General features: G+C 55.6%; 20 protein-coding genes and 4 pseudogenes. 12 read left to right on the top strand and 12 right to left on the bottom strand.

The genetic code is table 11. From position 1 onward, the window contains the following. Positions 1-7: 7 nt before the first annotated feature. Positions 8-1,031, bottom strand: a pseudogene (locus tag AC6I8M_RS13695) (ABC transporter substrate-binding protein). Positions 1,032-1,293: 262 nt separating this feature from the next. On the opposite strand from AC6I8M_RS13695, the pseudogene AC6I8M_RS13690 reads away from it, so the two are divergent. The 4 genes and pseudogenes from AC6I8M_RS13690 (at position 1,294) to ubiA (ending at position 3,976) form a co-directional block, all read left to right on the top strand. Beyond that, positions 1,294-1,993: pseudogene (locus tag AC6I8M_RS13690) on the top strand (UTRA domain-containing protein). A gap of 70 nt (positions 1,994-2,063) precedes the next feature. Further along, entirely contained in the window at positions 2,064-2,474 is a 411-nt protein-coding gene (psiE, locus tag AC6I8M_RS13685) for a phosphate-starvation-inducible protein PsiE (RefSeq protein WP_010616618.1), read from the top strand. Positions 2,475-2,566: 92 nt separating this feature from the next. Beyond that, positions 2,567-3,085 (top strand): chorismate lyase, encoded by a 519-nt coding sequence (gene ubiC, locus AC6I8M_RS13680; protein ID WP_010616617.1) that lies wholly within the window; start codon positions 2,567-2,569, stop codon positions 3,083-3,085. A gap of 24 nt (positions 3,086-3,109) precedes the next feature. Continuing rightward, positions 3,110-3,976, top strand: a complete 867-nt coding sequence (gene ubiA, locus AC6I8M_RS13675; protein ID WP_010616616.1) for a 4-hydroxybenzoate octaprenyltransferase — start codon at positions 3,110-3,112, stop codon at positions 3,974-3,976. Between the two features lie 135 nt (positions 3,977-4,111). Here ubiA and plsB read toward each other — a convergent pair whose 3' ends face one another. Beyond that, on the bottom strand, positions 4,112-6,535 hold the full coding sequence (gene plsB, locus AC6I8M_RS13670; protein WP_010616614.1) for a glycerol-3-phosphate 1-O-acyltransferase PlsB: 2,424 nt from the start codon (positions 6,533-6,535) through the stop codon (positions 4,112-4,114). A gap of 104 nt (positions 6,536-6,639) precedes the next feature. Here plsB and AC6I8M_RS13665 point away from each other — a divergent pair, with 104 nt between their 5' ends. From AC6I8M_RS13665 to AC6I8M_RS13650, 4 genes and pseudogenes are all read left to right on the top strand, one after another. After that, entirely contained in the window at positions 6,640-7,008 is a 369-nt protein-coding gene (locus AC6I8M_RS13665) for a diacylglycerol kinase (RefSeq protein WP_010616613.1), read from the top strand. A gap of 105 nt (positions 7,009-7,113) precedes the next feature. Beyond that, positions 7,114-7,728 carry a transcriptional repressor LexA gene (gene lexA / locus AC6I8M_RS13660; RefSeq protein WP_010616612.1) on the top strand — a complete coding sequence of 205 codons (615 nt, stop codon included), beginning with the start codon at positions 7,114-7,116 and terminating at the stop codon, positions 7,726-7,728. Positions 7,729-7,856: 128 nt separating this feature from the next. Continuing rightward, positions 7,857-9,180, top strand: a pseudogene (gene dinF / locus AC6I8M_RS13655) (MATE family efflux transporter DinF). 159 nt (positions 9,181-9,339) lie between these two features. After that, positions 9,340-9,552: a CsbD family protein gene (locus AC6I8M_RS13650; protein WP_010616611.1), complete on the top strand. Its 213-nt coding sequence runs from the start codon at positions 9,340-9,342 to the stop codon at positions 9,550-9,552. Between the two features lie 70 nt (positions 9,553-9,622). Here the strand turns inward: AC6I8M_RS13650 and zur are convergent, their stop codons facing one another. Continuing rightward, positions 9,623-10,144 carry a zinc uptake transcriptional repressor Zur gene (zur, locus tag AC6I8M_RS13645; RefSeq protein ID WP_010616610.1) on the bottom strand — a complete coding sequence of 174 codons (522 nt, stop codon included), beginning with the start codon at positions 10,142-10,144 and terminating at the stop codon, positions 9,623-9,625. A gap of 448 nt (positions 10,145-10,592) precedes the next feature. Between zur and AC6I8M_RS13640 the strand changes: the two are divergent. The 4 genes and pseudogenes from AC6I8M_RS13640 (at position 10,593) to istB (ending at position 14,315) form a co-directional block, all read left to right on the top strand. Beyond that, positions 10,593-11,853: pseudogene (locus AC6I8M_RS13640) on the top strand (conjugal transfer protein TraF). A 311-nt stretch (positions 11,854-12,164) separates the two neighbouring features. Beyond that, the gene (locus tag AC6I8M_RS13635; RefSeq protein ID WP_498013460.1) at positions 12,165-12,389 is read left to right on the top strand and encodes a DinI-like family protein; all 225 of its coding nucleotides are present in this window, start codon (positions 12,165-12,167) and stop codon (positions 12,387-12,389) included. Positions 12,390-12,513: 124 nt separating this feature from the next. Continuing rightward, complete coding sequence (gene istA / locus AC6I8M_RS13630) at positions 12,514-13,542, top strand: IS21 family transposase (RefSeq protein WP_498013459.1); 1,029 nt, start codon at positions 12,514-12,516, stop codon at positions 13,540-13,542. Next, entirely contained in the window at positions 13,539-14,315 is a 777-nt protein-coding gene (istB, locus tag AC6I8M_RS13625) for an IS21-like element helper ATPase IstB (protein ID WP_498013458.1), read from the top strand. Before istA ends, istB begins: the two co-directional genes overlap by 4 nt. A 39-nt stretch (positions 14,316-14,354) precedes the next feature. On the opposite strand, the gene AC6I8M_RS13620 is transcribed toward istB, so the two are convergent. The 9 genes from AC6I8M_RS13620 to AC6I8M_RS13580 all read right to left on the bottom strand — a co-directional run bounded on the left by AC6I8M_RS13620 (position 14,355) and on the right by AC6I8M_RS13580 (position 20,507). Beyond that, a complete protein-coding gene (locus AC6I8M_RS13620) occupies positions 14,355-14,606 on the bottom strand; it encodes a hypothetical protein (RefSeq protein ID WP_498013457.1) in 252 nt (83 codons plus the stop codon). Further along, positions 14,603-14,974, bottom strand: coding sequence for a hypothetical protein (locus tag AC6I8M_RS13615; protein WP_498013456.1), 372 nt, complete (start codon positions 14,972-14,974; stop codon positions 14,603-14,605). The genes AC6I8M_RS13620 and AC6I8M_RS13615 overlap by 4 nt, the downstream gene beginning before the upstream one ends. Further along, on the bottom strand, positions 14,971-15,501 hold the full coding sequence (locus AC6I8M_RS13610) for a lysozyme (protein ID WP_498013455.1): 531 nt from the start codon (positions 15,499-15,501) through the stop codon (positions 14,971-14,973). Before AC6I8M_RS13610 ends, AC6I8M_RS13615 begins: the two co-directional genes overlap by 4 nt. Next, positions 15,498-15,743, bottom strand: a complete 246-nt coding sequence (locus tag AC6I8M_RS13605) for a hypothetical protein (RefSeq protein ID WP_498013454.1) — start codon at positions 15,741-15,743, stop codon at positions 15,498-15,500. Before AC6I8M_RS13605 ends, AC6I8M_RS13610 begins: the two co-directional genes overlap by 4 nt. A 138-nt stretch (positions 15,744-15,881) precedes the next feature. Next, positions 15,882-16,523, bottom strand: a complete 642-nt coding sequence (locus AC6I8M_RS13600; protein ID WP_498013453.1) for a tail fiber assembly protein — start codon at positions 16,521-16,523, stop codon at positions 15,882-15,884. Beyond that, positions 16,523-18,043 (bottom strand): tail fiber protein, encoded by a 1,521-nt coding sequence (locus AC6I8M_RS13595; protein WP_498013452.1) that lies wholly within the window; start codon positions 18,041-18,043, stop codon positions 16,523-16,525. The genes AC6I8M_RS13600 and AC6I8M_RS13595 overlap by 1 nt, the downstream gene beginning before the upstream one ends. 9 nt (positions 18,044-18,052) lie before the next feature. Next, positions 18,053-19,663 (bottom strand): phage terminase large subunit, encoded by a 1,611-nt coding sequence (gene terL / locus AC6I8M_RS13590; RefSeq protein WP_498013451.1) that lies wholly within the window; start codon positions 19,661-19,663, stop codon positions 18,053-18,055. Further along, a complete protein-coding gene (locus tag AC6I8M_RS13585) occupies positions 19,660-19,998 on the bottom strand; it encodes a hypothetical protein (protein ID WP_498013450.1) in 339 nt (112 codons plus the stop codon). Before AC6I8M_RS13585 ends, terL begins: the two co-directional genes overlap by 4 nt. 185 nt (positions 19,999-20,183) lie before the next feature. Then, positions 20,184-20,507 (bottom strand): hypothetical protein, encoded by a 324-nt coding sequence (locus AC6I8M_RS13580; RefSeq protein WP_498013449.1) that lies wholly within the window; start codon positions 20,505-20,507, stop codon positions 20,184-20,186. Positions 20,508-20,573 lie beyond the last annotated feature (66 nt).

Below are 20,573 nucleotides of genomic sequence, written 5' to 3'. Positions count from 1 at the left end.
GTCTGCGTTACTGCTTCATGTTAATAACCACATTCTCCTGCCACAGGCGCGGCAGCAGTTTTGAGGTCTTATCCCAGGCAGCCTGATCTTTGATCGGACGGGCATTTTTATATTCCGACTGCGGCAGCAGTTTGGCCTGCACGTCCGCCGGCAGCGTTAAATGTTCGGCGCGAATCGGGCGCGCATAGCCTTTCGCTAGGTTGATCTGGCCTTCATCCGACAGAATGTATTCACGCGCCAGCTTCGCCGCGTTCGGGTGTCGGGCGTATTTGTTGATAATGGTGGTGTAGCCAGAGGTCACGGACCCGTCCGACGGAATCACCACTTCGTAGCGATTTTTATCAATCTGGTCGCGGTAGTTCAGGCCGTTGAAGTCCCACACCACGGCGACCTGAATCTCACCTTTTTCGATGTTAGCGATCACCGGATCGGTCACGCCAAGGCGGCCCTGTTTCGCCAGCTCGCCAAAGAAGGCCAGCGCCGGCTTGATGTTCTTCTCGTCACCGCCCAGCGCATAGCTGGCGGCGAGTACGCCGTTTGCCGCCTGAGCAGCAGTGCCGACGTCGCCGATAGTGACCACATACTTACCTTTTTTCAGATCGGCCCAGCTGTGCGGTGCGTCTTTCACCTGCTGCTTGTCGATCAGGAAAGCGATGGATGCCGGTGTAGGTCAGCATCCAGTTGCCATCGGCGTCTTTCGCCCACGTCGGAATCTGATCCCAGTGAGTCGGTTTGTAGGGTTGCGCCACGCCTTTGGCGACGGCAATCGGACCGAAGGCGGCGCCCACGTCGCCGATATCGGCGCTGGCGTTATCCTGCTCGGCGGCAAACTTCGCCAGCTCCTGCGCCGAAGACATATCGGTATCGCTGTGCTTCAGACCGTATTTGGTGCTGAGATCGTTCTAGGTATCTTTCCAGTTAGCCCTGGTGTCAGGCATACCGACGCTGTTAACCTGGCCTTCGGCGCGCGCGGCTTTTTCCAGCGCGGCAAGATCGTTATCGGCGGCATGCGCGGCAGGCAGCGCAAGCAGAACGGCACTGGCTACTACAGAGAGATAAACGCTTTCATTTCGATTGCTCCGGGTGTAAGTTGTGGGTCGTAGTGGTCTAGTCCAGCAAGAACCGAGCCAATGTAGCCCGGATAGATGAAGGTTTTATGACCGGGGTGTTGAAATGGGATGTGGCGCGTCGTTCCACATGCGGTTACAGCGCGCTAAAGCGTGGGATGTGCCTTGTCACATTGTAGTCATCGAACTGTCATAGTGCAGATTTGCCCCAAAATGAGGCTGAAAAATGTCGTCGAAAACCGCAGATGTGATCGCCGCCGGACTATGCGAACGGATTGAAAACGGAGAGTTTGTCACCAGACGATTACCGGCCGAGCGCGCGTTAAGCGAACAATATTCCACCACGCGCATCACGCTTCGTGAAGCGCTTGGCCTGCTGGAAGCGCAGGGCGTCATCTACCGCGAACTGCGGCGCGGCTGGTTTATCGCGCCGCCGCGCCTCATCTATAATCCGGCACATCACAGCCACTTTCACGCCATGGCGCTGCAGCAGGGGCGCATTGACAGCACTGAGGTGATGGAGGCGCGTGAGGTGCCGGCGCAGCTGGCAATTGCGCGTCATCTGCAACTGCTGGAAGACGATCAGGTGTACCACATTCGCCGCCTGCGCCGCATTGATGGCCGCGCGGTGCTGTGCGTCGAACATTACCTCAATCCGGCCTTCTTTCCCGGTCTGCTGCGTGAAGATCTCACCTGCTCGCTGACCGGATCTGTATGACCAGCGCTACGGCATTCACTACGGTGGCGCACGGTTTACCATTGTGCCCGGTCCGCTTCCGACGCGGGCGGCGCCCGCACTGAACGTGGCGAGCGGTACGCCCGGCCTGCTGATTACGCGTATCAACCGTGACCAGCATAAGCGGGTGATTGACTGCGACTGCGAGTACTGGCGTTATGACGCGCTGTGCGTTGATGTTGAGGTGTGATGTATTGTGATATAGTTCACATTACAGCATGATAGCGCCAGAAGAATCTCATCATCTGAGGCGCAAAATAATGACAACAAAACCAGCGGCGGGGCAGCTTATTGCTTCGGTATTACAGTGGGTACTGAACATTGGCCTGGTGATTCTGGCCGTTATTCTGGTGGTGTTTCTCGGTAAAGAGACCATTCACCTAGCGAATGTGCTGTTCAGCACCGGTGAGCAGGCGTCCTCGTATCTGCTGATCGAAGGCATTGTGATCTACTTTCTCTATTTCGAGTTTATCGCGCTGATTGTGAAGTACTTTCAGTCCGGCTATCACTTTCCGCTGCGCTACTTTGTCTATATCGGTATCACGGCGATTATTCGTCTGATCATTGTCGACCATAAAAATCCTTTCGATACGTTGTGCTATTCGGCGGCCATTTTGATTCTGGTAGTGACGCTATGGCTGGCTAACAGTAACCGCCTGAAACGCGAGTAATTCCTCCCGCTATGCCAGCGTGGCACAAGCAGATGTGTCACGCTGAGCGCGGTGCGCTACACTAGGGCAACTTTTTTACCGGAGATGTCCTGATGTCGCATGACGCGCTGCGCCAGTTACGCGCACTGCACTGGCTGCCAGCCTCTTCCCCGTTACTTTCACCGCCGCTGCTTGACTGGCTGCTGGAAGAAGACTCGATGACGCGCCGCTTTGAGCAGCACTGCCAGCAGGTTACCGTACAACTGCTGCGGGAAGCGTTCATTACCGCCGATGAGATGCCGCAGGAAGCGGCGTTTTTGCCTGCCGACACGCGCTTCTGGCTGCGTGAAATCGTGCTGTGCGGTGACAATGAACCCTGGCTGATTGGCCGAACCGTGGTGCCGGAGAGCACGCTGAACGGGCCGGAACAGATGCTGCAAAATCTTGGCACGCGGCCACTGGGACGCTACCTGTTTTCCTCCTCGACGCTGAGTCGGGACTTTATCGATCCGGGCCAGATTGATGACCTGTGGGGACGCCGTTCGCGGCTGCGCCTGTCCGGCAAACCGCTGCTGTTAACTGAACTGTTTTTACCGGCGTCGCCGCTGTACCGCGCGCTGAAGCAAGGATAACGCCCCGTGCAAAAGACTTTAACCATGAGCAAATGGCAGGCCTATAGTCGCCTGATGCGTATTGATAAACCGATTGGCACGCTGCTGCTGCTGTGGCCGACGCTGTGGGCGCTGTGGCTATCCGGCATGGCGATTCCGCCGCTGTCGGTGCTGGTGGTGTTCGTACTGGGGGTGTTTGTGATGCGCGCGGCGGGTTGCGTGATTAACGATTATGCCGACCGTAACGTCGACGGCCACGTGAAACGCACCGCCGCGCGGCCCTTAGCCAGCGGTGCAGTGACGGAGAAAGAGGCAAAGCTGCTGTTCGCTGGCCTCGGTCTGCTGGCGTTCCTGCTGGTGCTGACCATGAACCGCATGACCATTCTGCTGTCATTTGGCGGGCTGGCGCTGGCGTGGGTTTATCCCTTTATGAAGCGCTATACCCATCTGCCGCAGGTGGTGCTGGGGGCGGCGTTTGGCTGGGCGATTCCGATGGGCTGGGCGGCGGTTAGTGAGTCCTTACCCTTTGTCTGCTGGCTGGTGTTTTTCGCCAATATTTGCTGGACGGTGGCCTATGACACCCAGTACGCCATGGTTGACCGCGACGACGATCTGAAGATTGGCGTGAAATCGACGGCGATTCTGTTTGGGCGTTACGACAAGCTGATTATCGGGCTGTTACAGCTGGCCGCGCTGGGCCTGATGGCGCTGGTGGGCATTTTACTGCATCTGAATGGTGCGTTTTACTGGTCGCCGCTGCTGGCGGGCGGGCTGTTTGTGCATCAGCAGAAACTGATTGCCGGGCGTGAACGTGAGCTGTGCTTCCAGGCATTCCTCAACAACAACTACGTTGGCCTGGTGCTGTTTATTGGCGTGCTGCTTAATACCCAGCCGTTTGTTGCGCTGTTCTGATGGCGTGGTGATTAACCCCGGCGGCGTGTCGGTTGCCGCAGTGGGAAGCGCGTTCTTTTCGCGCCTGAATTCTGACAACGAAAACCGCGGCGCAATCTGGCGTGTGACAGATGCGCCGCGGTTTTCAGTCGCCCATTAGTCGTGCGCCACGGCACTCTCAATGGTCAGACGGACATCGCTGGTGACCAGTTCGGCCAGCATCTGCCACATCATATTGGTACGTTCAGCATCCGCATCACCGGAATCACTGATATAGCCTTCATCACGCAGCGACAGCACCAGCGCGGTAAAGACCGCCTTGTCGAAGAACTCCGGCGCATTGATACCGTGCAGCACTGACAGACGCTGAGCCAGCGTGCGGCTCTCTTTCTCCAGCGTGCCACGGTTAATGGTCAGCTTGGCGCTGAGAATGGCGAAGGTAATGGCGAAACGCTGCAGCGTTTCACGAATCCCAGCCGCCAGCAGCTGCAGCGTACGGTAACGCGCCGCGCTCATTTTCAGCTGACCTTCCTGTACGGTGATCAGTCCCTGCCGCGCCATTTCGGCGCAGAGCGCATTCAGCAAGGCCGGCAGTTCGGCACTGTCCCAGCGCAGGAACAGTTCGCTCTTCAGCATCGGATAGACCAGGCTGACCTGACGCAGCAGCTCCGCCTCGCTGATCTCCCGATGCTGCTGCACGATAGCGGCAATCAGCGACGGCATCACCAGCATATGGTGGATGTTGTTGCGATAGTAGGTCATCAGCACCGCCTGCTCGCGCGGCAGAATGATGATCTCGCCAATACTGTCCTGCTCGGTCTCGAACTTGTTCATGCCCATGGCGTGATCGAGCAGCGCTTCAGCGCTGAGATCCGGCACGGTTGACTCGGGTGAGTACGGCACATTGCGCAGTAGCTGGGTGTAGCACTCCAGCTGTTCCGTCAGCTGTTCACGCGTCAGCGAACGCTGGCGCGATGCCAGCAGCGCGGTCACGCACAGGTTCATGGCGTTGGCCGCGCCGGCTTCGTTGATGCGTACCATCAGACGTGCCGCGATATCGTTCACCACCGGCGTCATCCACGCCGGACGCTGAGGATCGATAGGGTCAATCGCTTCGCGCCACTCCGGTACCTGTTTGTTGAGATAGTTAACCAGCGACAGCGGCTCACCGAAGTTCACATAGCCCTGACCGAGATTGCGCAGCTTGCGCAGGCCGCGCACCATCTGCATGAAGCCCTCTTTCTCTTTTGCGGCACCGCGCAGCTCTTTGGCATAAGTGCCGACTTCCATCACGTGCTCATAACCGATGTAGATCGGCACAAAGGTGATAGGACGGCTGCCGCCGCGCAGCAGCGCCTGTAAAGTCATCGACAGCGTGCCGGTTTTCGGGTCGAGCAGACGGCCAGTACGCGAGCGCCCGCCTTCAACAAAATACTCAACCGAATAGCCGCGGCTGAACAGCTTGCCCAGATACTCGCGGAACACCGTGGAGTAGAGCTTGTTACCTTTAAAGGAGCGACGAATAAAGAAGGCGCCGAGGCGACGGAAAATCGGTCCGGCTGGCCAGAAGTTGAGATTGATACCGGCAGCAATGTGCGGCGGCACCAGGCCCTGATGATAGAGCACGTAGGACAGCAGCAGATAATCCATGTGGCTGCGGTGGCAGGGCACGTAAACAATTTCGTGACCATCCTGCGCCAGCTGACGCACGCGTTCGCCGCCGTGCACATTGATGCCCTGATAGAGCCGACTCCACAGCCAGCCCATCACACGGTCAGTGACGCGGATCGCTTCGTACGAGAAATCCGCCGCCACTTCTTCCATCATTTCGATGGCGTTCTGCTGCGCTTTTTCATGCGAAATCTTCTTGCTGCGCGCTTCGTCTTCAACCGCTTTCTCAATCGCTTTGGACTGTAGCAGCTTGTTGAACAGATCCTGGCGTGCCGGCAGACGCGGGCCGACGGCTGCCAGCCGCTGTCGGGCAAAATGAATGCGCGCGACACGTGCCAGCTTCTGCGCGATCGACTGATCGGTACCGTGTTCGGTGGCCATCTGACGCAGTGAAACCGTGGGCGAGAAGCGGACAAAGCTGTCGCGACCATGCCACAGGATGGCAAAGAACTTCTGTATGCCGTTAAGAATACGCAGATGTGGCGTCGGTTCGCCCTGAATTTCACGGCCTGGCGCACGGCCAAACATCACGGAAACCGGCAGCATCTGTACGTCCAGCGCCGCATTGTTGCGGTGCAGGTCAAGGTAGTCATGGAACAGCTTGACCGACTCCGGGTTCGCCACGAAATAGGGGAAGACGCGCGGCCCATCGTGAATAAATACGTGGCGCGGCAGCAGGGTGCCGTCAATCTCCAGCGGCGCCAGCGGATCCGGCAGATCGTGCTTCAGGCACTGTGCGCGTAGCGTGAGGAGGTCCGCCTTTGAATCATAAGGCAAAACATACATCACCGGACGGGTCGGATCGATACCGTGTTCCGAGATCGGATCGGTCGGAATGACCTTACTTTTTACCAAAATAGAGAGTGGTAAATTCAACAATTTGTAATAGAGTTTACGCCAACCTGACATAGACAACTTGAAGCCTCTTGTTAGCAAAGTGCGGCGAAGATCTGTGGCTGTGCCACCTCGCGCGCCCAAACATTGACGTCAAAAACAGTTAAGGGTTCCACAACATGGCAAATAACGTCACCGGTTTCCTGAGAATCATTAAAGCCGCCGGTTATTCCTGGCAGGGGCTGCGCGCCGCCTGGCAGCATGAAGCCGCTTTTCGCCAGGAAGCGATTGCCGCACTGGTCGCGGTTGCCATTGCCTGCTGGCTGGATGTCGATGCCATCACGCGTGTGTTGCTGATTGGCTCGGTGGTGCTGGTGGTCATTGTTGAGATCTTTAATAGTGCCATCGAAGCCGTGGTGGACCGTATCGGTCAGGAGCGCCATCCGCTGGCGGGACGCGCCAAAGATATGGACTCGGCGGCGGTACTGCTGGCTATCTTACTGGCTCTGTTTGTCTGGATCGCGCTGCTTTGGTCGCATTTGCGATAAACATTCCACATTCATCAAGCCGCTGATTTTTCCCTCTGTTTCGGTTTTCATTTCGCCAATACCTGTATATACTCACAGAGGCTGTATAAACAACCAAGGAGCGGGATGAAAGCGTTAACCAGCAGGCAGCAACAGATTTATGACCTGATTCGCGACCATATTAATCAGACCGGCATGCCGCCAACGCGTGCTGAAATTGCTTCGCAATTGGGCTTCCGCTCGCCTAACGCTGCTGAAGAGCACCTGAAAGCGCTGGCGCGTAAAGGTGTCATTGAAATCGTCTCCGGTGCATCGCGCGGTATCCGCCTGCTGATGGAAGAGGAGGCGAGTGAAGGGCTGCCGCTGATCGGTCGCGTCGCCGCCGGTGAACCGCTGCTGGCGCAGGAACATATCGAAGCCCACTATCAGGTCGACGCCAACCTGTTCAAACCCTCTGCCGATTTCCTGCTGCGTGTTAGCGGTATGTCGATGACAGACATCGGCATTATGGACGGCGATCTGCTCGCGGTGCATAAAACGCAGGAAGTGCGCAATGGCCAAGTGGTGGTTGCGCGTATCGATGATGAAGTCACGGTGAAACGCTGGAAGAAGCAGGGCGCGATTGTGCAGCTGCTGCCGGAAAACAATGATTTCCAGCCGATTGTCGTGGATACCCGTGAACAGTCGCTAACCGTGGAAGGGCTGGCCGTAGGCATCGTGCGCAACGGCCAGTGGCTCTGAAACCCGGTTGATCTCCCCCGCTGCGGCGGCGCACGCGCGCTGGCCGCAGTCTGCTTTAATCATACTTTTGTTCCCGGCCCGTAAGGCGCTCGCTCAGGCCGACCACCGTAACCCTCGGGATGGGGCTGATGCAGCTATTTTCCTCTTCTGATAAAGCGCTGTGGCGACTGGCGTTGCCAATGATCCTCTCTAATATCACCGTGCCGCTGCTCGGCGTGGTCGATACCGCCGTGATTGGCCATCTTGATAGCCCGATCTACCTCGGCGGCGTGGCGGTGGGCACCACGGCAACCAGCTTCATCTTTATGCTGCTGCTGTTTCTGCGCATGAGCACCACCGGTTTAACCGCGCAGGCGTTCGGGGCCGGCGATAAACAGGCACTGGCGCGCGCTGATGCAGCCGCTGCTGATCGCCCTCGCCGCTGGATTGCTGCTGGCGCTGCTGCGTTCTCCTGCCAGTAGCCTGGCGGCAACACTGATGGGCGGCAGCGCGGAAGTCCAGCAGCAGGCGCAGATCTTCATTGAAATCCGCTGGCTTAGCGCTCCAGCTACGCTGGCTAACCTGGTGATTCTCGGCTGGCTGCTGGGCGTGCAGTATGCGCGTGCGCCGATGGTTCTGCTGATTGTCGGAAACCTGGTCAACATCCTGCTCGATCTGCTGCTGGTGCTGAAATTGCACTGGGGCGTTGCCGGTGCCGCCGCAGCCACGGCGCTGGCCGAATACGTGACGCTGGCAGTGGGATTATGGATGGTGGCGCGCGTGCTGAAACTGCGCGGCATCGATTTCAACCTGCTGAAAAACAGCTGGCGTGGTGACGCGGCGCGGTTATTTCGCCTTAATCGCGACATCATGCTGCGCTTGCTCATGCTGCAGATCTGCTTCGCCTCGCTCACCCTGCTGGGCGCACGCATCGGACCGGATGTGGTCGCGGTCAATGCGGTGCTGTTGATGTTTCTGACGTTTACTGCCTATGCGCTGGACGGCTTTGCTTATGCGGTGGAAGCCTGTTCGGGTGAAGCGGTAGGGGCAAAAGATCGCAGCCGGCTGCTGCTGATCTGGCATGCCGCCTGTCGCCAGGCGGGTATCGTTGCGCTGCTGTTTGCGGTTATTTATGCGCTCAGCGGGCCGCACATTGTTGCGCTGCTTACCTCGCTGCAGCCGCTGCGTGAGATGGCTGATCGCTTTCTGCTGTGGCAGGTGATTTTACCGCTGGTGGGCGTCTGGTGTTATCTGCTGGACGGCATGTTCATCGGCGCGACGCGCGGCCGCGAAATGCGTAACAGCATGATCATGGCTGCAGCAGGTTTCGGCATCACTTTGCTAACGCTGCCGTGGTTAGGGAATCACGGTTTATGGCTGGCGATCACGGTGTTTCTGGCGCTGCGCGGCCTGACGCTGGGATGGATGTGGCGCCGCCACTGGCAGCGTGACAGCTGGTTCAGCCTGCCATAAGCGCAGCGCAGGCGCCAGAATAATCTGTAATTCCGTGCACAATCCGAAGCGGCTACTATAATTATCTCAAACGGCGCAGATAAGTAGCGCGTTATATGGTTATTTCCGGCATTACATGAGAAATACACCATCTCACTCAGGAAGACGTGGAGGATTGTTATGAACAAAGACGAAGCGAGCGGAAACTGGAAGCAGTTTAAAGGGAAGTTTAAAAAGAAATGGGGCAAGTTGACCGATGACGATTTGACCGTGATCGAAGGGAAACGCGATCAGCTGGTGGGTAAAATCCAGGAACGTTACGGTTACGCCAAAGATGAAGCTGAACGTGAATTGAAAGACTGGGAAAGTCAAAACAAAGATTACCGCTGGTAAGTCTCCCGCTTTTAGGATGATGCTCCTACCCGCTGATCGTTACGATCGGCTTGGCACACGGAAGTGCCAGTTACCCTTTACGCACCTTCTTCTTACTTTCCACTTCATGATCGTGATGACAGCTACCCTGCTGCGTGCAGGCAGCCACTTCGGCACAGTTTTCACACAGGCCGTGCGCCTCAATAACGCTATGACGTAAGGTAAAACCTGCCTGATCGGCCAACCCGGCAATGATTTTTTCCACGCCGTGCGCGTGCTTCTCACTGACGGCGGCACAGTTGTCGCACACCAGCATTACCGACGTGTGCGCCGGCTCGTCGAAATGGTGGCACACCACATAACTGTTATTTGATTCCACCCGATGAATAAATCCCTGCTCCAGCAGGAAATCCAGTGCGCGATAAATAGTCGGTGGTTTTGCCTGGGGTTCACTGATGCGCAGCTGGTCCAGCAAATCGTAAGCGCTAATGGAACCGTTCTGCTCCGCCATCAGGCGCAGCACTTCTGCGCGCTGCGTAGTGAGGCGCACGCCACGGTCAAGGCACAAAGATTCAGCCTGCGTAAGCAGTTGTTCGGGCGTGAGGTTCGGCATAAGCATTCTCCAGGTGATGGGTGATGTTATTTTATCACACAAACTTTTACGCTGCTGCCATTGCTTTTTTACCTTATATCATCCAGGAAATGTCTGGCTTTCAGCCACTTATCTGCCGCGTTGCGTCCTTGTACATCCTTCTGTTAAGCCATGCTTTTCCTTCCTAAGTTTTTTCTCACAGGTTAATCCATCTTTTTGCTTTGCAACTCACTGACTTAGTGGCTATGGTTCAAAAGGTTTTAAGTAATTTCTGGCATCAATTTAGCTGACGTTCATATTTCTGCATAAAACAACAGCAGAATGGTGCGGGCGTGACCAATTCTGCGAATAGCAATTCTAATTCCTTTCAATTCACAGCAATAAAGCGTTAGCCAGAGTTCAGAATAGGGCTAATAAACTATTCCGTCGTAGAGACAGTCAACGACAATTAAAAGGTGATGGCAGACTCATGGTGAAGACATTATTCAGACGCAAAAGAATTGCTTATGTTGTTGTTTTTAATGCGTTATTTGTTACCACGTCAGCATTTGCTGCTGGCACCTGGTACGATGCGCGTAACGATGCCATGGGGGGAACCGGTGTCGCTTCCTCAACCTAGAGCTCGGCAGTGCTGGCTAACCCGGCATTGATGACCAAAGCGCAGCCTGAAGATAACGTCAGCATCATTTTTCCTTCAGCCGGTGTGCAGATTACTGACAAAGACAAATTAGTGGATCGCGTTGACGAAATTACTGATACGGTGGACCGCTATCGTGACGTGATCAACAACATCACGCTGCCTGAGATCATCAATGGCGCGCCTCAGGTCAGAGCGGCGGCAGGTGATATGGCCAATCAGCTGCGCGATCTGCGCGGTGATAAAGCGAATGGCACCGCAGGCGTGGCGTTAGCCGTCAGCATTCCCAATGAGACCCTTCCTTTCGCCTTCATCACCAAAGCCTACGGCACGGCACACATCCGCGCTAACGTGGTACAGAGCGATATTGATTATCTGGATCAGGTCGCAAATGGACGCATTCCCTTGCCGGGCGACCAAAATAATCTGCGCTCCAGTGCCAACGGCCTGGCTGCCCTTATCACTGATTACGGCGTCGCAATGGCGCACGAGTTCACCATTGCCGGTCACCCGGTCTCAGTTGGCGTCACGCCGAAGCTGCAGAAAACCTGGCTGTATAACTACACCGCCAGCGTTTATAACTACGACAAGAATGATATTAACGACAGCCGCTATCGCAGCACCGATATCGGTTTCAACGTCGATGCCGGTATCGCTACCGACTTCGCGGAGAACTGGACCTTCGGCGTTACCGGGCAGAACCTGGTCTCGCGCGATATCGACACCAAAGAGGTTAACGGCTATCGCGATACTTATCAGATTCGCCCACTGGTAACCACCGGCCTGGCGTGGAATCGCGGACCATTTACCCTGACCGGCGATGTTGATCTGACGGAAACCAAACGCTTTAAATCGCAGGAGAGCAGTCAGTACGCTGGCGTGGGTGGTGAATATCGCGTGCTGCACTGGCTGGCGCTGCGTGCCGGTTATCGCGCGGATATGACGCGCGGATATGAAGTCGAACGACACCGATGTGTTTACGGCCGGTCTTGGTGTGTCGCCGTTCAACAACGCGGTGCATCTGGACCTGGCTGGTTCGGTCGGCAAAGACAATACTTGGGGCGCCATGGTGCAGCTCGGGTTTAACTTCTGACCAGACGATGACGGGCGGCTGTGTCGCCCGTCACAGCTGTGATATCATTGCGCAGTTTCTCATCACTTAACTGCGGATTTACTGCGTTTCATGACCGATACATTCTCTTCGCAACGTTTCTCCATCGCGCCGATGCCACATAGATGACATACATCAATAATAACAGCAAATTGAAAACATTATGGTGTGCTATTGGTGTCCCCGCAGCAAAGCACACCACGTTCATACGTCCCGCTTTTTCTACCAACCGCTCTTGATGACTGGTTTTTTATACAGTATAAATATCTCATTATCTTAATGAGGATCTCGCCATGAAAGTCGAAGTCACGATCGCTAAAGAGAAGAGGTTACCCAACGGTGCCGCTGAAGCGCTACAAAAGGAATTTGGCCGCAGACTGGATGCCAGGTATCCCGGTTGTCAGTTAACAGTACGCAGAGCGGGAAGTGATGGATTAACGGTATTTGGTGGGGATCGGGATGAAGTGAGTGAACTGCTACAGGAGACGTGGGAATCCGCGGATGATTGGTTTCATTGATTGTCATTTACACGCATAAATCGCCGCCTCTAATTCCTTTGTCGCTACCGATGTAAAACTGGCCCACCTGCCGATGTAAATCTGACCCACCCAGGGTAAAAATGGCAGTTTTAAGGCACTGCCAATGATGACATTGGAGACCAGAGTGGAGATGAGTGTTTTACACCGTCAGGGCATGTCCATCCGCGCTATCGCGCGGCAGCTTTCATGCTCTCGCGAGACCGTTCGCCGATATATTCGTAGCCCGCTGCCCGTAGCGGATATGCGGTATAAGCCTCGCGCACCCAGACCCTGCAAGCTTGACCCGTTCAAGCCGTATATCCTTGAGCGCGTGGCCGCTGCCAGGCCCCACTGGATACCCGCCAGTGTGCTGCTGCGCGAGATCCGTCAGCGTGGTTACGATGGCGGTTACAGCATGCTGACCGCATTCCTGCACCCCATGAAGCAGCCCATCACTGAACAGGTAACGCGCTTCGAGACCGAGCCTGGCTTTCAGATGCAGGTTGATTTCACCATCATCAGGCTCGGTCATAACCCATTGCTGGCCTTCGTCGCCACGTTGGGCTGGAGCCGCGCGACTTTCGTCAAGTTCTACAGCAACCAGGGCTCCGCTGCCTGGTGTGACGGCATTGAGTCTGCGCTCAGGTTCTTCGGCGGGACGCCGCATCAGCTGCTGTTCGACAACGCCAAGACCATCATCATTGAACGCGATGTCTACGGCCCCGGCAAGCATCGCTGGAACCCGCAGTTGATGCATGTCGCTGAGAAGTATGCCTTTACCCCCAAGGTCTGTCGCCCCTATCGCGCCAGGACCAAGGGCAAGGTTGAGCGGTTTAACCATTACCTCAAGAACAGCTTTATCGTGCCCCTTACCGCGACCTTCCGGCAGGCCGGGCTGGTACTGGATGTACCCGCCGCCAACGCACGCATTGGCGAGTGGCTGGTCACCGTTGCGAACACGCGAGTTCATGGCACCACAGGCGTACCGCCTGAACAGCGCATGCCGCGCGAACGCGCAGCACTACTGCCGTTACCGAAGGTGACGTTGGCATTGCCAGCCCCACTCCCGACGGTCAACCAGCGTCCGGTGCCGACCGAGAGCCTGCAACATCCTCTGGCAACGTACCAGGCCTTGCTGGAGATGCAACCATGAACCTTCAGCATGATCGTATTGCAGCGCTGTGCGAAAAACTCAAGCTCGACCGGCTGCCGGCAGAGTGGCCAGGTGTAGCACAGACGACTATCGACAACGGCGGTACGCATGCCGACTTCCTGGAAGCCGTTTTGCAGCTACAGCACGACGGCCTGAACGAACGGCGTCGCCAGACCATTTTACGGTTATCAGGCCTGCCAGTGATAAAAACACTGGAGCAGTTCGATTACGCCTATGCCAGCGGCGTTCCGCGAAGTCAGCTCCAGGAGTTGGCGGGGCTGGCGTTTATCGAGCGTCAGGAGAACGTCGTCCTGCTCGGGCCATCTGGTGTCGGCAAGACGCACCTTGCGACCGCCATTGGCTATAAAGCCGCGATGGCGGGTTTAAGCCTTCGGTTCATCACTGCAGCCGACATGATGCTGCAACTGATGGCGTCACACCGTCAGGGTGACCTGAACCGCGTCGTAGGTAAGCCTAAGTTGTTGATCATCGATGAAGTGGGATATCTGCCGTTCGGTAAAATGGAAGCGAACCTGTTCTTCCCGGTTGTCGCTAAACGGTATGAGTCAGGCAGCGTCATCTTGACCAGCAACCTGCCGTTTACGCAGTGGTCCGGAACCTTTGGAGATGACGAGACGCTGACGGCGGCGATGCTGGATCGGCTGCTTCACCATGCGCATATCGCGCAAATCAGCGGCCAAAGCTATCGACTGAAAGATAAGCTGAAAAGCGGTCAGCTCCAGAGGAAAACTAAAGCAGCAACGCTCGAGTAATTCAAAGGGGGTGGGTCAGTTTTACTTTGGCAGGGTGGGTCAGAATTCGATCGGTATTGACACCTTCTCGTAGCCTATACGCTGGTGACGTTCTGCACGTAGCGCCCGCATCTGCTGATCAATGGGTGCACCTATTTTTAACTGGTCAACAGCAAAAGCGGGTTTTGATACCTCGGCAGTTTTGCACGGTACCGGCACGGGTACTTTCACTTCGACATAAACAGGATCCGGGCGCGGCGTTTCACCACATCCGGCCAGCAGAAAAATTCCCACCAGCATTACGCGCTTCATTTCGAGCGCTCCCGCCGTAGCTCGTCATTAAATGCCGCTGATGCAGCCGCGCATGCCTCACCCTGGGTTTGTTCAGACAGAACGGTATTGGCGGCGGCATAGTCCGCCTGTGCCGATTTGCGGGCCTCCTCCTGCTTTGCTTTCGCGCTGGCTTCTCGCAGGTCAGCCAAAAGTTTTAACGCCGCCACACCGTTATTCTGGGCTGAGATTGCCGCATCCTGCTGGCGTTTCTCTGTTTTGCAGGTAGTCAGTAACCTATTGAGTTTATCAATGGTGGGTTGGTAATGGTGCGCCGCCAGCCAGACACCTGTGCCGACGAGGGTCGCCAGCGCCAGCAGGAAAACAATAACTCGTACGGCTGCATTCATTTATCCAGCCCCCAGCAGGTTAACTCAGATTCCTGCTCGCGCCGTTCAATCTGTCCATAGCAGTTATTGGAACGCACCCGGCAATCTTTGCCACCGTCCCAAATCCAGCGCTTAATCTCTTTACAGGCACCCATCACATCGCCTGCATTCAATTTGCGGTAGAACGTTGAGGTGAAGCAATTAGCCGGGCCGATATTCCACGGACAAAATGAGGCAATGCCGACTTTCTGAGGGTCGTTGAGCGGCACGCTAACGTTGCGCTCCACCCAGTCGAGCGCCTTTTTCTGCTCTGCGGCATCAATTTTTGCGCACTGCTCAGCGGTCAGCTTCATGCCCTTCACTACCGGCCTGCCATCTGCCCGCGTTACACCACCGCAAATCGTCCATACACCACCACCATCCGGGTATGCCATTAAATGGTTGCCCTCTTTTTCATCAAGAAACCGGTCAAGAATAACCGATGCGGGAGCGCCAGCCAGTATGAGCCCGAGAATGACGGCACTTAGCCGCGTCTTTAAGGCGCTCATTTCTGCTCTCTTAATGTTTTTTGCAGGTGAGTAATTATTTCGACAAGCACGTCAGGATCTACGTTGCGCTTACCCTCGGCTATTTGTTCCAGAATGTCAGTTTGTCGCCGGGCTTCCGATGCGAGCGCCTTGTTTTTTCTGTCGTTTGAGAGGCAGGTGTAGACAGTGAAGATTGCAGTAAAAACTGCACCGACGGCAAAGATAATATCCTGTAGTGACAGCGCCGCCAGTACGCCCGTCAACCCGCTCCAAAAGTATGACCCTTTGTCATTCATTCGCATACGCATCCCGTGTCAGTTGGTAATGCGTATGCTCTTCGGTTGTGCGTTCGGTTTCCTGACTAAAGGCTGATTGCTGATGAGGCCGTTGCAGTGGCTGAATCACGCGCTGCCTGATTCGGGCGCTTCCGGCCAGTCGATATCCGGTGCTTTGCTGATATCCACACGGCTAAGCAGCACGCGGTAGGTTTTCCACCCGGTGAGTAATGCCGTCTCTTCTTCTGTTGCGATATACAGATCAACCGCATCGCTCAGCGTTCGAATACGCGCATTCGCCACGGTAAGACGTGAGCTTAACTCCTGTTGTGCCGCCTGCTGTGCAGCCTGTAATTCTGCTGTGTGCTGGGCCGCTTTGTCTGTTACCCATTGCTTGCCGTTCCAGGTATCAAATTTCGTTGCCGGAGCCAGTAGCGTTACCTCTTCGGGTAGCTCACCCATCGCCGTGACAGTCGAGGCTTCCCGTGTCACGGTGTTGTAAACGGTTTGACCCCGATAATCGGGGACATGCTCCCACGACCTGCCATCCGCCGTGCGACGCAGTGCCTGGCCGTCCGGCGGTAACTCTGGCTTATCGGGGTAACTGTGGGCGGGGAGACCTACGCCCGGCATGAGGTATTCCATGGTGGCGCAATAGTATTCCCCCGTGTCTTGATCGACATGATAGACAATGATCCAGCCAGCCTTTTTGCTGAGTCCGTCTTCGCCTAATTCGGCAGTTTCAATATCTGTTGAATATTTGCTCATTATACTGCTCTCACAATGTAGTTAAAGGCGATGTTGCGCGGGCGGGTTTCGTTAGCGGTTCGCGTCTGGCGCGATGAATCAAATACCCCGCGTGCGCCACCTCTGTGGCGTGTTGATGCCGCGTCATAATTGACCTTCGCGGTTCTGTCGATGTATAAGGCCCCGGAGGGGGGATAATCGATATCTCCACCCGCCGTCATATCGTCCATAGCCCATTTTGCCGTTATCGGTTGCATCGCATCATCCTGCGCCGAGAGAAGTGCACGCCCGGTATCAACCTTCCTTCCATCATCCCAGCCGCGGATAAATTCGCCGCGCAGGTCTGGCAGGTTGCCGCTGGGGTAGAAAGAGGCTAAAACCGGATAGGCTGTTTTGTTAAATGCCTGCCCGTTGCATCTCAGCCACCCGGAAGGGGGAACTTCGCCCGGGAACGGCAGCGGAATACCCGCCAGTTCATCGGCGGTGCAAACCTGCGCCCAGGCAGACCAGGGCGCACCCCCCACATCCCGACGGCTGCGAATATAAACCGGGGCTTGAGCACCAGTGATACTGGTACCGCTCCAGCCCATCAGCAATTCACCCTCCCCGCCAGACGATGCGCCTTTGAGATGAATGACATTACCGTAAGGGGTCGGATAACCATTGTTGTAGGCCTCATACATCTGGATACCGGACGCACCCTGATCGTTGCCACTTAATGCCGGAACCCGGCCACGGGATACCAGCGTATTGACAGCGCCGCCGATATCTAATTTGTTTTCAACCGCTTTACGTATGGCGCTTAACGCCTGCTGTACCGTTTCGCTTTTACCGTCAGGCTGTTGACTGCCGATCTTCGTCGCACCATCGGATTTCGCCAGTTCGGTCAGCACATCGGCGGCAGTTCCGGCAGGCGGTAGTGCCGCAATGGGTGCCCCCAGTGCATCAAAGGAAAGCAGCTTACCGGCACGTGTGGCCGCATCAGGTATAGGGGAAATGACCGCTTCAGGCACGCGCAGGGCGCGATGGTTTGTCGCGTTGTTTAACGTTTCAATGTGCTGATTGGTTTTTTTATCCAGCGTATTTGCATAGCCTTTTGTGGCCGCATCCTGATCATTTACCGGGTCGGCAAGACTGGCAATGCGGTACCCCTTTGCACTGAACGGGCCACCAGAAACAGGCCGTAACAATGCAAAGCCGAGTGAAACAAAGCTTTGCTTTATCGCCATCCACAGGCGATCAAAATCGAGGTTAACGGTATCTGCCAGTAAATCGCCATTATCCTGGTATTCCGTCAGGCGCACCGGCGCGACAACACGCTCAATCATGACGATAACGTTATTTGCCGGGGGAGTTAAAAATGTGACCTCGCCGCCGTTAACGTTGTCAATCCCTGTCACGGTAAACCCTGTGGAAACCACCTCACCATCCAGAGAAACGGTTAAATCTCCTGCATTGATCAGATAAAATTCATAAGGAAAAACAGTGGTTACACCGTTTGCGGTATAGATGTTGTAGGGGGTTTGATCAGGGACTGCCATACCTTCGCCTTAATAGTCAGTATCGACCATGATTTCACCATCGTAGGGGTGCCAATTATCCCGACGGGTGGCGTTCGGTTTCCCGACCAATTTACCGATACGCACCGGCGTTTGACTAATTGCCCCCGCGCCTGAGTCGATATAGTCATCAGGCTGATCGGCAACCGCTGGATTGAAATCGCGCATCTGGTCATACATGGGGCCGTCCAGCACATCGCTGTGAGCCCACAGGAAACGAGAGGAAAGCGGAGCCTCGAACGCATCGAGAATACGCTTTTGTTTGTTGGTGACGCTAAATGCTTCCTGAACGCCGCACCCGCTACCCTTCAATGCCTGACGTAGCAGTTTTCCGGCAAAGCTGCCGGGGCCGTTCACTTCCACCACCACGCGGGGTATCTGGTACCTGATGACCAGGTCGCGTATCTGCACCACCTGGCCGCCAGTGATTTTGTCATTATCATCGAATTTTGCCAGATCTCCGGTCAGCGCCTGGCACACCTGCCAATACAAATGCCCGCGCGCGTCGGTCAGCATCAACGAAAAGGCACTGGCATCTGCCTTAACTTTTCCTGTGGCCACGTCCCACCAGGCGACCGCGCCGACGATTTGCACGCCACCCAGCCACATAGCGCAAACGCCATTTGCATGGCGGATTTCAGGATGCACAGCGTATTCACGGATGCGATCAGGATTGAGCCGTACATCACCCACCGGCTTACTGTGAAGCTGATACTGGCTGTCCCATTCGTTGATGGTGCGCGTTTCGCGGCGACGGCGTAGCATTTCGTCACGGGTAAACCGTTCCGGCCACGCACACCCGGCGTAACAGTCGATCAGCATGTCCGGCGCTTCGGCAAAAACGATACCGTCAGCGCTCAACAGATAATCGCTCCCCTCCACCAGCAGTCGCGCCCCGTGGTAAATCCCGGCAAAAACAAATTCCGGCCGGAACGGTAACGCGTATTCCTTGTGCCTGGCGTCCTTTTCCTCGAGACGGTATTCATGCTGAAACAGCCTGATGGTAAGACAGTCAGCGCCCAATTTTTCCACCTCGTCATAAAGGCTGTCATGGGTGTGTGGGGTACCGACATACAGCTTGCGTCCGCCCGGTACCAGAATATGCGTTTGCTCCCCGAGCCGAGACCGCAATTTTTCGCGCGCTTCCGGCGTCTGGATATTTTTCGGGACTTCCACGTCATCGTTCTGGCACTCGTCGGCGCGGGCAGAGGTGACGTTAGAAAGAATGCCCCTGGCGTACATGCTGGCGTTTCGCCTGTCCAGCGCGCTGTTTACCCACCACTGTTCTACGGTGCCTTGTCCGTCCGGCAGCATGCCGCGCGTCAAAGGATGGTTTCGGATGACGTTCTGTGTGTCGCGGCTGGTTTTATACGCGGTACCATCGGATTCCGACTGGTGCAAAATACGGTAGGTGTGGTCACGGTAATACCGCCAGGCGTTATACACGGCGAGGAGGGTCGATTTACCAAAGCCACGAAAGCAGCGGAGCACCGCCAAATCGCCGCGATGCTCCAGCCAGTTAACGGCACGGTAATGACATTCCGGCACCGCCCACTTCATGCGCTCCGCCCACATGATGAAGAAGGCGACAAAGGACATCATTTTTTCCCTTTCTGTAACCGCTCAATGATGGCCGCTGCTTCCCGTTCAGCGGCTGCGACCCTCTGCCCTAAACCAAAATCATCATCGTCTTCCCCCTCGGCTGTCGGGGTACCGCCGCGCGTATGCATGCCGATAAGGGTATGCACCTTGGTTAACAGCGTCAGTGTGGCCGCCGCGTTCTTCTTGAACCAGTAGCGATCGCCACGCTCCTGTTTGGTGTGCTTGTCGATGGCTTTGCCCGCGCCGGGCCAGTTATCGGGATCGGCTTCAGTCAGCACGGTATCGGTGAGCTTGTCGCTCAGAACGGAAAGGCGGGTTTTGTGATCGTTATGCATAAGAAATAGCCCCATGATAAACATGAGGCTACGATGCTATGGGTGAGCGTTCGGTTTTCTGACTATTGCGGTCGTTGCTGCCTTCTTCTGAACTTGAAGACCTAAGCCCGAATTTGGGCTTAGGTCAAGACAGTTTCTACTTGTAGAAACCAGGAAGCACCCGAAACACCAAATAACCTTCCTTGTCAGTACGCCCAAGCCAGTACCGTGCACAGTATGACCGCTATTCCTTGTAGTGACTGAGTTGCATAGAGTACATACACCATTCCTTTTCGAGCCAAGATAGCGGACAACGTACCCGATGCTAGGGATACAACAACAAAGGCCAGAATAGTCCACCAACCTAAAGATAAGGCCGCTCTCCAAATTAAAGCTATGCATAACGGAATGCTAAGGATGCTTAAAACCTCAGCAGCGAGACTTACAGACTGATGTTTTGTTGTTTGCGCCAGCAATGTACTTACTGAAATTCCTATAAGTGCAGTAATTAATCCCAAATCGCTATACATAGCTATTCCTTTTATCGAGAAAATGGGTTACCCGCTAAATGCTCTACTAAAATCGGGCATTCTATC

It is taken from the genome of Type-A symbiont of Plautia stali (assembly GCF_059731155.1).
This window is presented reverse-complemented; position numbering and strand designations above follow the sequence as displayed.